Source organism: Aeromonas sp. S18(2024) (assembly GCF_041402525.1).
Classification (GTDB): Bacteria; Pseudomonadota; Gammaproteobacteria; order Enterobacterales; family Aeromonadaceae; genus Aeromonas; species Aeromonas enteropelogenes.
In genome coordinates this window covers 155,659-167,038 of the sequence record NZ_JBGLQV010000007.1, presented here as the reverse complement: position 1 = coordinate 167,038, position 11,380 = coordinate 155,659, and the positions used below count along the sequence as shown (strand labels likewise).

Annotated in this window: 12 protein-coding genes; 5 read left to right on the top strand and 7 right to left on the bottom strand. The window is 62.4% G+C overall.

The window, feature by feature from the left end; all coding sequences use genetic code 11:
- Positions 1–67: 67 nt before the first annotated feature.
- Both ACB034_RS13665 and ACB034_RS13660 read left to right on the top strand, forming a co-directional pair.
- Entirely contained in the window at positions 68–1,249 is a 1,182-nt protein-coding gene (locus ACB034_RS13665) for a MerR family transcriptional regulator (protein ID WP_371173041.1), read from the top strand.
- A 31-nt stretch (positions 1,250–1,280) separates the two neighbouring features.
- Complete coding sequence (locus ACB034_RS13660; protein ID WP_371173040.1) at positions 1,281–1,784, top strand: GNAT family N-acetyltransferase; 504 nt, start codon at positions 1,281–1,283, stop codon at positions 1,782–1,784.
- 93 nt (positions 1,785–1,877) lie between these two features.
- Here ACB034_RS13660 and lnt read toward each other — a convergent pair whose 3' ends face one another.
- From lnt to miaB, 5 genes are all read right to left on the bottom strand, one after another.
- A complete protein-coding gene (lnt, locus tag ACB034_RS13655) occupies positions 1,878–3,422 on the bottom strand; it encodes an apolipoprotein N-acyltransferase (RefSeq protein ID WP_371173039.1) in 1,545 nt (514 codons plus the stop codon).
- 132 nt (positions 3,423–3,554) lie between these two features.
- Positions 3,555–4,439: a CNNM family magnesium/cobalt transport protein CorC gene (gene corC / locus ACB034_RS13650; RefSeq protein ID WP_026455931.1), complete on the bottom strand. Its 885-nt coding sequence runs from the start codon at positions 4,437–4,439 to the stop codon at positions 3,555–3,557.
- A gap of 99 nt (positions 4,440–4,538) precedes the next feature.
- Positions 4,539–5,003, bottom strand: a complete 465-nt coding sequence (ybeY, locus tag ACB034_RS13645; protein WP_201940427.1) for an rRNA maturation RNase YbeY — start codon at positions 5,001–5,003, stop codon at positions 4,539–4,541.
- On the bottom strand, positions 5,000–6,043 hold the full coding sequence (locus ACB034_RS13640) for a PhoH family protein (RefSeq protein WP_124238616.1): 1,044 nt from the start codon (positions 6,041–6,043) through the stop codon (positions 5,000–5,002). The genes ybeY and ACB034_RS13640 overlap by 4 nt, the downstream gene beginning before the upstream one ends.
- 55 nt (positions 6,044–6,098) lie before the next feature.
- On the bottom strand, positions 6,099–7,532 hold the full coding sequence (miaB, locus tag ACB034_RS13635) for a tRNA (N6-isopentenyl adenosine(37)-C2)-methylthiotransferase MiaB (protein ID WP_042025709.1): 1,434 nt from the start codon (positions 7,530–7,532) through the stop codon (positions 6,099–6,101).
- A 263-nt stretch (positions 7,533–7,795) separates the two neighbouring features.
- On the opposite strand from miaB, the gene ACB034_RS13630 reads away from it, so the two are divergent.
- Positions 7,796–8,959 carry an FAD-dependent oxidoreductase gene (locus tag ACB034_RS13630; protein ID WP_042025708.1) on the top strand — a complete coding sequence of 388 codons (1,164 nt, stop codon included), beginning with the start codon at positions 7,796–7,798 and terminating at the stop codon, positions 8,957–8,959.
- Positions 8,960–9,074: 115 nt separating this feature from the next.
- Here ACB034_RS13630 and ACB034_RS13625 read toward each other — a convergent pair whose 3' ends face one another.
- On the bottom strand, positions 9,075–9,302 hold the full coding sequence (locus tag ACB034_RS13625) for a DUF333 domain-containing protein (RefSeq protein ID WP_042025707.1): 228 nt from the start codon (positions 9,300–9,302) through the stop codon (positions 9,075–9,077).
- An 84-nt stretch (positions 9,303–9,386) separates the two neighbouring features.
- A complete protein-coding gene (locus ACB034_RS13620; RefSeq protein ID WP_042025706.1) occupies positions 9,387–10,292 on the bottom strand; it encodes a LysR family transcriptional regulator in 906 nt (301 codons plus the stop codon).
- A 111-nt stretch (positions 10,293–10,403) separates the two neighbouring features.
- Between ACB034_RS13620 and ACB034_RS13615 the strand changes: the two genes are divergently transcribed.
- Positions 10,404–10,649, top strand: a complete 246-nt coding sequence (locus ACB034_RS13615) for a hypothetical protein (protein ID WP_223380071.1) — start codon at positions 10,404–10,406, stop codon at positions 10,647–10,649.
- On the top strand, positions 10,646–11,296 hold the full coding sequence (locus ACB034_RS13610) for an HAD-IA family hydrolase (RefSeq protein WP_223380072.1): 651 nt from the start codon (positions 10,646–10,648) through the stop codon (positions 11,294–11,296). Before ACB034_RS13615 ends, ACB034_RS13610 begins: the two co-directional genes overlap by 4 nt.
- The last annotated feature ends 84 nt before the right edge of the window (positions 11,297–11,380 follow it).

The following is an 11,380-nucleotide window of genomic DNA, read 5'->3' as shown; positions in this document are numbered from 1 at the left end:
CCCGTCTATTGCTTCACGGTTTAAGCTTTCCTTCATCGGGTTACGGACCCCACTGCGAGTCGTTGTTATGAAAATATCCGAACTGGCCCGCCGCTGCGGTGTGGCCCGCTCCACACTGCTCTACTACGAGAAGTTGGGGGTGATTGCGGGAGTGAGAGCCGCCAACGGCTATCGCCACTACGACGAATCCGATCTGCAGCGTCTGCAGATGGTGCAGGCGCTGCAGGCGGGGGGGCTCAGCCTCAAGCAGTGCCTCGCTTGCCTGGCGGGGGAGATAGATCAGGAGGTATTGCAAGCCCGGGTCAGAGAGCTGGACGGCGAGCTGGCGTGGATGCAAAGAGCGCGGGATCTGCTGGCAGGCCTAGCTGGCTTGAGCACTCACTCCGGCGACGAGTTCAAGGCCTGGCAGTTGCAACTGCAGCGTGAAGCGCCAGAGGCCTACTTCGACTGGGTGATGAAGCAGGGATTCAGTGAAAAGGAGCGCTACCACTTGCAATGGCTCAGCAAGGACATGAACGAGCATGATCGCTACATCCGGGATTTTAAACAGTTGCTGGATGGCATGAGCTATTGGGGACCGGGAGATCGCGCCTTCACCCAGCAGCAATTCGCCGCGCTGCCTATTCAACCGCGCCGGATCCTCGACATGGGCTGCGGGCGGGGCGCCTCTACCCTGGCTCTGGCCCAGGTGACGGATGCTGCCATCGTGGCCATTGACCTCGACGAGGAGGCGCTGGCCGCCTTGGCCAGATCGGCCAGCGCGGCTGGCTTTGAGCAGGTCACTACCCTGTGCGCCAACATGGCGGCACTGCCGATGGATCTGGCCCCCGCCGATCTTATCTGGGCTGAGGGGAGCGCCTATACCATAGGGGTGTCCAATGCGCTCAAAGCCTGGCGGGCGCACCTTGCCGGCCCCGATGCCTGCATCGTGCTGAGCGAGCTGGTGTGGCTGACCGACACGCCGCCAGAGGAGGCGCTGGTGTTCTGGCAACGGGATTATCCCGCCATGCAGACCCTGGCTGGCCTGCTGAAGACTGTGCAGGAGGCGGGTTATCGCTGCTTGTGGCACACCCAGCTGCCGCAAAGGGCCTGGCACAACTATCTGGATCCCATCGAGCGCAATCTGGCTCGCCATCGCGCCGAGCTGGGGGATAGCCCAGCCTGGCAGGATCTGAGCCGGGAAGTGGCCATCCACCGCCAGTACCTGGGCAGCTACGGCTATGTGATCTGTTGCCTGCAGGTGGCCTGATCATCCCATCAAGCGAGAGAGAAAGAACAACATGAACATAATTATTCGACCCGAAACGGATGCTGACTATGATGCCATCGAAGCCGTGACCATCGCCGCTTTCCTTGAGGCGCCCCATACCGATCATAACGAGCAACTGATCGTTCGCGCTCTGCGCAAGGCGGAGGCGCTTAACCTGTCGCTGGTGGCCGAGCAGTCAGGTCAGGTGGTTGGTCACCTCTGCTTCTCACCGGTGACCATCACGGATGGTAGCAAGAACTGGTTTGGCCTTGGTCCCATCTCGGTACTGCCCGATCTGCACGGCAAGGGGATAGGGTCACACCTGATGGCGGAAGGGCTGGCCGCTCTCGAGGAACAAGGTGCGGACGGTTGTGTAGTGCTGGGGGATCCTGGCTTCTACGGCCGCTTTAGCTTTGAGCAGAACCCGGCGTTGGTGCTACCCGGTGTGCCGCCCGAGTACTTTATGGCCAGGTCGTTTGGTGCAACCAGTGCCCGTGGTGAGGTGAGCTACCACCCGGCTTTCAATCAGGGATAACAAGACAGAATTACGGTCAGCGGCCGCCGTGTCTGGATAAAAAATGAGGCGCCTTATGGCGCCTCTTGTCTATGGTACTTCCTTCACGCGGGATCAGCGCTCGCCGGCCCAGGGGTGAGCCTTGGGGCGCAGCGCCAGTGCCAGCACCAGCAGCAGGGCGGTCAGGCCGTACAGGGGCCAGTTGCCAAAGCGCAGGTAGGGAGTCTCGCCATGGGCGGGGCGCACTTCGCTGCGCAGCACCGCCGCCTCGAACTGCGGGATCTGGCCGATGATGCTGCCGTCGATCTCGGTGACGACCGTGATGCCGGTGTTGGTGGCGCGCAGCAGCGGTCGGGCCAGCTCGAGGGCACGCATCCGGGCGATCTGCATGTGCTGCCAGGGACCGATACTGGTGCCAAACCAGGCGTCGTTGGAGACGGTCAGCAGGAAGTCGGTCTCTGGCGTGACATTGCGGCGCACCTCTTCCGGGAAGATGATCTCGTAGCAGATGGCCGCCGCGAACTTGAGCCCCTTGGCGATCAGGTTGGGTTGGATTGCATCGCCCGGACTGAAGGAGGACATGGGCAGGTTGAAGAAGGGGGCGATGGGGCGCAGCAGATCTTCAAACGGCACGAATTCGCCGATGGGCAGCAGGTGATACTTGTTGTAGCGATTCGGGTGGTTGTAGAAGTAGGACTCCTTGCCGTCCGCATCCTGTACCCCCATGCCGAGCACGGTATTGTAGAAGCGCTGCTGCTCCTGGTCGTAATGAATGATACCCGCCAGCAGGCCGGTCTCGTTCACCTTCATCGCCTTGTCCAGATTCTCCAGATAGGGGCCCATCTGCTGCTCGAGGGCCGGGATCGCCGACTCCGGCCAGACGATGATGTCGGCATCCTGATTCTCGCGACTGAGATCCTGATAGGTGCGCACCGTGGGGGCCAGCGCCTCCGGATCCCACTTGAGGGACTGGGCAATGTTGCCCTGCACCAGCGCTACCTTGACCGGCTCGCCCCGGGTGACCCAATCAATCTGCATCAGGCTGTGACCACCGGCCACCAGGGCGGCGGGCAGCAACAGCCAGAAGGGAGAGCGGGACTTCCACACCATCCAGAGGGCGGAGCTGGCGAGCAGCAGCGCGAGCGTGATGCCCTGTACCCCCAGAACGGGGGCGAAGCCCTTGAGCGGGCCGTCGATCTGGGTGTAGCCGAACCAGAGCCAGGGGAAGCCCGTCATCACCCAGCCGCGCAGCCAGTCTGCTACCAGCCAGAGTGCCGGGAAGGCGAGCAGCCAGCGGCTCCAGTGACGGCCGCCAAAGAAGCGGGCGAAGACCCAGCAGGCCAGCGCCGGATAGAGCGCCAGATAGGCGGAGAGCAGGGCCAGCAGCACGAAGGCGACCGGCAGTATGATGCCGCCAAATTCCGTCATGCTGACGTGGATCCACCACAGCCCCGGCAGAAACAGCCCCATGGCGTAGCCAAAGCCGCGCCAGGCCGCCTGCCTGGGGGTTGCCTTGTCCAGCAGGGCGTAAAGGCCGAGCAGGGAGGGGATCACCAGCGGCCAGTAGTTGAAGGGGGAGAAGGCGAAGACGGCGCAGGCTCCGGCTGCCAGGGCACTGATACTTAACAGGATTTTGGATGTCACGGGTGATGTTTTCACGGGTGATGGATGCTCGTCTTGGGCTGCTGGGTTGAATGGGCGGTATCTTACCCCGTAAGGCGGGTGACCGCGAGCCTGCAGATAGCACAACGCCCCGTGGTCGGGGCGTTGTTGGTATCATCCAAAGCGGCGTTATTGTGGCTCTGATTGAGCCACCGCGTGGTTCTCCGGGATCTTCACCTGCAGTTGCTGCAAACGGCGCCGGTCGGCGTGCATCACCTTGAACAGGTAGCCATCCAGCTCGATCTCCTCGCCCTTCTTGGGCAGGTGGCTGAAGGCGTGCATCACCAGACCGCCCACCGTATCCACCTCTTCATCGCTGAACTTGGTGCCGAAGAAGTCGTTGAAATCCTCGATCTCGGTGAGGGCGCTGATGGAGAAGACCCGCTTGCTGAGACGACGGATCTCTTCGGGCTCGTCCTCGATATCGTCAAACTCGTCGTCGATCTCGCCGACGATGAGCTCCAGTATGTCTTCAATGGTCACCAGACCGGAGACGCCACCAAACTCGTCGACCACGATGGCCATGTGATAGCGCTCTTCGCGAAACTCCTTGAGCAGGCGGTCGACCCGTTTGCTCTCGGGCACGATCACGGTGGGGCGCAGAATGTTTTCGAGCTGCAGCGGCTCCTTGGCCAGATCGCCGCCGAAACCGAATGGCAGCAGATCCTTGGCGAGCAGTATGCCCTCGACGTGATCCTTGTCTTCGTTGATCACCGGGAAGCGGGAGTGGCCAGATTCGATGATCACCGGCAGGATCTCGTCCACCGGCTGGGATTTCTCGATGGTCACCATCTGGGAGCGGGGGATCATGATGTCGCGTACGCGCAGATCGGCGATCTCCAGCACCCCTTCGATCATGTCCTTGGTGTCCTGATCGATGAGGTCGCGCTCTTCGGCATCGGCTATCACGTCTACCAAATCATTGCGGTCTTTTGGCTCGCCCTGGAAGAGTTGGCTGAGTTTGTCGAGCCAGGTTTTCTTCGGCGAGCCGGTACTAGGGTGATCGTCGGTCATTTTTTCTCTTGGTTACTCATTGAAGATACTGATGTTTTGTCTTTGCTATATGAGGATGGCCAACATCCGTTTCAAGCTGCCGGCCCGCCCCTTTCGCCATTACACTTCGTCGTTCAGATAAGGGTCGGCATAGCCGAGTTCCTGCATGATGTCGCGCTCGAGCTGCTCCATCTCTTCGGCTTCCTCATCCTCGATATGGTCATAACCTAGCAGATGCAGACTGCCGTGCACAACCATGTGCGCCCAGTGAGCCTCCAGCGGCTTGCCCTGTTCGCTGGCCTCGCGCTCCACTACCTGGCGGCAGATGACGAGATCGCCGAGCAGCGGCAGCTCGAGGCCAGGGGGTGCCTCGAACGGGAAGGAGAGCACATTGGTGGGCTTGTCCTTGCCGCGATAGGTGAGGTTGAGCTCGTTGCTCTCCGCCTCGTCGACGATGCGTACAGTTACCTCGGCCTCGGTCTGAAAGCCGAGAATGGTGCCGTCGAGCCAGCCCTGCAGCTGGGCTTCGCTCGGCAGCCCCTCGGTGCTGGCACTGGCCAGTTGCAGATCCAGTGTCACGCTCATTGTTCGTTCTCCTTGCGGGTGTTTGCCGCGCTCTTCTCGGCTGCCTGAGCGGCATCGAATGCCTCGTAGGCTTGCACGATGCGGGCCACTACCGGGTGGCGCACCACGTCGGTGGACTGGAAGAAGTTGAAGGAGAGACCGTCGACATTCTGCAGCACTTCCAGGGCATGGCGCAGGCCGGACTTGGCGTTGCGCGGCAGGTCGATCTGGGTGATGTCGCCGGTGACCACCGCCTTGGAGTTGAAGCCAATGCGGGTCAGGAACATCTTCATCTGTTCCGTGGTGGTGTTCTGGGCTTCATCCAGAATGATGAAGGCATCATTCAGGGTGCGACCGCGCATATAGGCGAGCGGCGCTACCTCTATGATGTTGCGCTCCATCAGCTTCTCCACTCGCTCGAAACCCAGCATCTCGAACAGGGCGTCGTAGAGGGGGCGCAGGTAGGGGTCCACCTTCTGGGAGAGATCGCCGGGCAGGAAGCCGAGCTTCTCACCCGCTTCCACCGCTGGACGGGTCAGCAGAATGCGACGGATCTCCTGACGCTCCAGGGCATCCACCGCCGCCGCGACCGCCAGATAGGTCTTGCCGGTACCGGCCGGACCAATGCCGAAGCAGATGTCGTGGCGCACGATATTGGCGATGTACTGGGCCTGGTTGGGGCTGCGTGGCTTGATGAGGCCGCGTTTGGTCTTGACCGTCACCTCCTTGCCATAGGGGATGCTCGGTGCCGGCTCGTCATCCTGCTCCAGCACCCGCGACTCCAAAATGGCCAGATGAACCATGTCGGGGGTGATGTCGGTCACCTTGCCCCCCTTGAGGGGCTGGGTCTCGACGTAGAGATGCTTGATGATGACGGCGGCGGCATCCACCTGGGCCTGCTTGCCCAGCAGCTGGAAGTGGTTGTCGCGATAGCTGATCTCGATGCCGAGGCGGCGCTCCAGCTGCTTGAGGTTGTCATCGAAGGGGCCGCAGAGGCTGGCGAGGCGCTGGTTGTCGGCGGGCTCCAGATGCAGATTCAGGGTCGAGATGTGTCGGCTCACGGTATCCTCGTCTCAAGGAGCTCCCCCTGCGCCCGGGCACAGGGGGAGGAGGGGATTAATGGGGAGTGAAGGCGGCAACGCCCAGCTCGTCCGGCACGTTGTCGGGACGACGGGCCAGGATCTCGCTCGGGGCGGTGGCGATGCGCAGGTTCATCTCGCTCTCGCCGCGGATAAAGGTGCCGCGCAAGGAGTTGGGCAGCACCTCGGTGATCTCCACGTCGGCAAAGCCGCCGATCAGGGTGTGCGGGCCTTCGAAGTTGACCACCCGGTTGTTCTCGGTGCGACCGCACAGCTCCATGGGGTTGAGCTTGGAGGGCCCCTCCACCAGGATGCGCTGGGTGGTGCCCAGCATGGCGCGGCCAATCTGCATCGCCTGGTTGTTGATGGCGTGCTGCAGGCGGGACAGACGGGCTTTTTTCACCTCCATGTCGACATCGTCGGGCATGTCGGCGGCCGGGGTGCCGGGACGCGGGCTGTAGATGAAGCTGAAGCTCATGTCGAAACCGACATCCTCGATCAGCTTCATGGTGGCCTCGAAATCCTCATCCGTCTCGTTCGGGAAGCCGACGATGAAGTCGGAACTGATGGTGATGTCGGGACGGGCGGCGCGCAGGCGGCGGATCTTGGACTTGTACTCCAGCACTGTATGCGGGCGCTTCATCATGGTCAGGATGCGATCAGAGCCGCTCTGCACCGGCAGGTGCAGGAAGCTGACCACTTCCGGAGTGTCCTTGTAGACCTCGATGATGTCGTCGGTGAATTCGATGGGGTGGCTGGTGGTGTAGCGCACGCGGTCGATGCCGTCGATGGCCGCCACCAGGCGCAGCAGCTCGGCGAAGGTGCAGATGCCGCCATCGAAGGTGGCGCCGCGATAAGCGTTGACGTTCTGGCCGAGCAGGTTCACTTCGCGCACGCCTTGCTGGGCGAGCTGGGCGATTTCGTAGAGCACGTCATCCATCGGCCGGCTCACCTCCTCACCACGGGTGTAGGGCACCACGCAGAAGGAGCAGTACTTGGAGCAGCCTTCCATGATGGAGACAAAGGCGGTGGCCCCTTCGGCGCGCGGCTCGGGCAGGCGGTCGAACTTCTCGATTTCGGGGAAGCTGACGTCCACCTGGGCGCCACGGCCCTCCTGAACCTGTTTGATCATCACCGGCAGGCGGTGCAGGGTTTGCGGACCAAACACGATATCCACGTAGGGGGCGCGGCTGCGAATGGCGTCGCCCTCCTGAGAGGCAACGCAGCCACCCACACCGATCACCAGATCGGGCTTGCTTGCCTTGAGCTTCTTCCAGCGCCCCAGCTGGTGGAACACCTTCTCCTGCGCCTTCTCGCGAATGGAACAGGTGTTCAGCAGCAAGACGTCTGCCTCTTCGGGCTCTTCGGTCAGCGTGTAGCCATTGCTGGCATCCAACAGGTCAGCCATCTTGGACGAGTCATACTCGTTCATCTGGCAACCCCAGGTTTTAATGTGAAGTTTCTTGCTCATTGCTTCTCTTGACTGGTTTTGAAATCGGCATGGTCAAAGGACCGCGCATTTTACTCCGCAATCGGGGTGCTGACCAGTTAATATCCAGTCGCCATGGCGGCCAGAGAGCCTCTTGTTCAATCGAGGGTGTATTTATTTCCCCTTGATTTGACACGGCAATTCTCCGTTTGCCTCACTGTTTCCGGCGCGTCCTTGCGTTATGATGCCTCCATCAGGTTCAGGCCCGCATCATCGTCGGGCCACCCCTCTTCAGGAACAACGTTATGGAACACTGTGATATTGCCATCGTCGGTGCCGGCATGGTGGGCGCCGCCACCGCCTGCCTGCTGGCGGCCCAGGGCCTCTCGGTGCGGGTCATCGAGACCCGGCTGCCGGAATCCTACGACCCGGCGCAGCCGCTGGATCTGCGGGTCTCCGCCATCAGCCAGGCCTCGGTGGCGCTGCTGGAGCAAGCCGGCGCCTGGCAATACCTGCAGCAGATGCGGCTGTGCCCCTATCGCCGGCTGGAGACCTGGGAGCTGGACGGCTTTGCCACCCGCTTCAACGCGGCCGACCTCGGCCTGCCCCAGCTGGGCTACATCATCGAAAACCGGCTGGTGCAGTTGGCGCTGCTCAAACGGATGGAGGATTTTCCCAATATCCAGACCCATACCCCGGCGGCGGTGCTGAGCCTGCGCCAGAGTACCGACGATGTGATGCTGCAGCTGGACGATGAAACGATGCTCTCGGCGCGCTGGGTGCTGGCCTGTGACGGCGCGGAATCCCATACTCGCAAACTGGCCGGCATCGGCGTGTCGCGATTCGAGTATCGCCAGCACTGCATGCTGATCAATATCGATACCGAGTTCGCGCAAGAGGACATCACCTGGCAGCAGTTTACCCCGAGCGGTCCGCGCGCTTTCTTGCCGCTGCCCGGCCGGCATGGCTCCCTGGTATGGTATGACAGCCCGGCCCGCATTCGGGCCCTCGGTGCCATGAGCAACGAGGCGCTGGCGGCCGAGGTGCGTCGCCACTTCCCGGCTCGCCTCGGTGGTTTTACCGTAACCGGCAAGGGGAGCTTCCCGCTGGTGCGTCGCCACGCCAACGACTATCACGCCGGGCGGGTGGTGTTGCTTGGCGATGCCGCCCACACCATCAACCCGCTGGCGGGGCAGGGGGTCAACCTCGGCTTCAAGGATGTCGCCTGCTGGGCGGATTTGTTGCACAGTGCCGGTACCGGGTGGCACAAGCCCGAGCTGGCGACCCGCTATGAAAGGCGCCGACGCCCGGACAACCTGCTGATGCAGTCGGGGATGGATCTCTTCTACGGCGCATTCAGCAATGAGATAGGCCCGCTCAAGCTGGCCCGCAACCTGGCCCTCAATGTGGCGGACAAGGCGGGGCCGCTCAAGGAGATGGCGCTGCGCTACGCGCTGGGCCTGGTCTGAGACAGATTGGCAATAGATAGGTCGGGGCAGTTATCGCCAACATGGCCACAACGACAAGGGGGTCGGTTCTGGTGAACCGACCCCCTTGTGTATCAGGCCTGTCGTTGCTGCAAGATTACGGATGAGCCGCGCGATAGAGGGTCCACTCCTCGACCACCTGGCCATCCGGCAGATGGCAGTATCCCACGGCGCCATCGGCTTCCTGCTTGATGATGACCTTGCCTCCCTGCTCAGCGCAGTAGACCGAGGCCGGATTGGCCATGCCGACCGGGGCAGGCGCTTTCTCGGTGGCGCAGCCGGCCAGCAGCAGAACGGGTAGTAGCGCAATAACCGTTTTTATCATGTTGATCTCCCTTCATATGTTGACTGGGTACTTGCTGCCCCATCTTATGCCTCCCTCAGTGGCAAGGCAAAAGATGAGTCCGGCTTATCGTCCGGTTGCGGCGCAGACAGTCGGGTGGGCCTCCAGAACCAGTTGCAGGAAGCGATCCCGGATGGGATCGGCAAATTCCGGGTTCCACACCAGACTGATTTCCCACTCCGAATAGGGACCCGAGAGGGGGTAGAGGGTCACATCCGGGCCTGCAATGAAGCTGACGCTGCGCGGCAGTATGGCGTTGCCGATGCCGGCGGAGACCAGGGCGACCAGGGTCTGGACATCTTCCGTCTCCTGGATCATGCCGGTCAGCCGGTTGGCGCCGAGGAAACTGGCGATCTGCTGGCTAAGGCCGGGGCAGCGATGGCCGACCATCTGCAACAACGGTTGGCTGGTCAGAGCCCGTTCGACGTCGAAAGTGGCCGGATCCGATCCCGTGACCCGGGTGGGAACGGCCAGCACCAACCGGTCGGTCAACAACCTGTGTTCCTGCAGTTGCGGTGCCTGGGGCCGACGCATGAAGCCCAGTTGCAGTTGGCCACAGAGCAGCTGTTGGTGCTGAATGGCGGAAGGCATGTCCTGCAGATGGACCATCACCTCGGGAACCAGCTGCCTGAAGCGGGCCACCAGCGAGGGGGCCAGCGCGAAGCTGGACAGTCCGAAACCTATCTTGAGTCGCCCGGCGATGCCGCTCGCCAGCGCCAGGGCATGGCGCTCGAATCCCTTGCCGTGTTCGACCAGGGCGTTGGCCTGGGTAAGCAACTGGGCGCCGAGAGAGGTCAGCTCGGCGCCGTGCCTGCCCCGGTGGAACAGGGTGCAGCCAAGGGCCTGTTCCAGCCCCTGGATCTGCTTGGTGAGGGCCGGCTGGGTGATGAAGAGCCGGTTGGCGGCCTCCCGGTAGTTGGCAGTCTTTGCCAGCATCACGAAAGCCTGCAGTTGCCTCAAGTCGAATTTCATTCCAGTTGGTTATCCAATATGGCGATTTATTGATTATAAATTATCACACCTCCTTGCTGTAATGGATGTGCGGCGGGCCTGTTGCCCGTCCGGCACACAAGGAGTCACGCCATGTCTAGCAAACGCTATCTGTTCTTAATCAAGGGATCCCTGGTGATGGCACAGCCACTGGCTGCCCCCGAAACGGGAGAGCTCTTGACGAGTCTGCTGCAACAGGGTTTTGCGGTTGGTCCCCTGCAAGTCTGGGCAAGCAACGCCGAGCAGGCCCTCGCCTGCTACGAGCGAGCCGCCCAGCAGCGGGCCTTCGGCGATATCCTGGCGGGGGCCGAACCCGCCGTGGCAGGCGTTTTGTCATGAGCAGGCTAACCCTGCGGGCCGCTGCCCTGCTGCTGGACATGGATGGCACCCTGGTGCACTCCACCGGTGAGGTAGAGACGGTGTGGCGGCTCTGGTGCCGCCGCCACCGGCTGGCTCCCGAGCCCGTACTGGCCATCTGTCACGGGGTGCGCTCGCGGGAGGTGATCCGCACCCTGGTCCCGCAGCTGGACCTGGCGCAGGAGGTGGCCCTGCTCGATGAGTTGGAGATCCATCACACCGGCCAGGCTGAGGCCCTTTCCGGCGCCCGTACCCTGCTGGCAAGCCTGCCGACTGAGCGCTGGGCGCTGGTGACCTCGGCCAGCCAGCGGGTGGCCCGTCATCGGCTGCTGAGCGCCGGCTTGGCGTTGCCCACCCTGCTGGTGGGGGCTGACGATGTGGTAAACGGCAAACCGGATCCCGAGCCCTATCTGCTTGCGGCAGAGCGGCTGGGAGTGGCGGCCGCTGATTGCCTGGTATTTGAGGATGCACCGGCTGGCATCACCAGTGCCCTGCGGGCCGGTTGCACCGTGGTACAGGTGGGAGGGAGACAGTGGCTGGAGCACGGCGTCAGTGCGCTGATCCAGGATTGGCGTCAGGTGAGCATGGTGGAGGCAGATGACGGCCTGCAGCTGACGTTGTTGACCTGAGCGGTCATAAACCCCCCCGGCGAACGGGGCGGGCAGAAGGATCGCCTGTTGAGTGATGGCTGTCCGCGGTGTGGGAGACTTTGT

Excerpts from the sequence above, each read along its gene's own strand:
- ACB034_RS13665 (WP_371173041.1), top strand. The coding sequence starts at position 68 with ATGAAAATATCCGAACTGGCCCGCCGCTGCGGTGTGGCCCGCTCCACA.
- ACB034_RS13660 (WP_371173040.1), top strand. The coding sequence starts at position 1,281 with ATGAACATAATTATTCGACCCGAAACGGATGCTGACTATGATGCCATC.
- corC (WP_026455931.1), bottom strand. The coding sequence starts at position 4,439 with ATGACCGACGATCACCCTAGTACCGGCTCGCCGAAGAAAACCTGGCTC.
- ybeY (WP_201940427.1), bottom strand. The coding sequence starts at position 5,003 with ATGAGCGTGACACTGGATCTGCAACTGGCCAGTGCCAGCACCGAGGGG.
- miaB (WP_042025709.1), bottom strand. The coding sequence starts at position 7,532 with ATGAGCAAGAAACTTCACATTAAAACCTGGGGTTGCCAGATGAACGAG.
- ACB034_RS13630 (WP_042025708.1), top strand. The coding sequence starts at position 7,796 with ATGGAACACTGTGATATTGCCATCGTCGGTGCCGGCATGGTGGGCGCC.
- ACB034_RS13625 (WP_042025707.1), bottom strand. The coding sequence starts at position 9,302 with ATGATAAAAACGGTTATTGCGCTACTACCCGTTCTGCTGCTGGCCGGC.
- ACB034_RS13620 (WP_042025706.1), bottom strand. The coding sequence starts at position 10,292 with ATGAAATTCGACTTGAGGCAACTGCAGGCTTTCGTGATGCTGGCAAAG.
- ACB034_RS13615 (WP_223380071.1), top strand. The coding sequence starts at position 10,404 with ATGTCTAGCAAACGCTATCTGTTCTTAATCAAGGGATCCCTGGTGATG.
- ACB034_RS13610 (WP_223380072.1), top strand. The coding sequence starts at position 10,646 with ATGAGCAGGCTAACCCTGCGGGCCGCTGCCCTGCTGCTGGACATGGAT.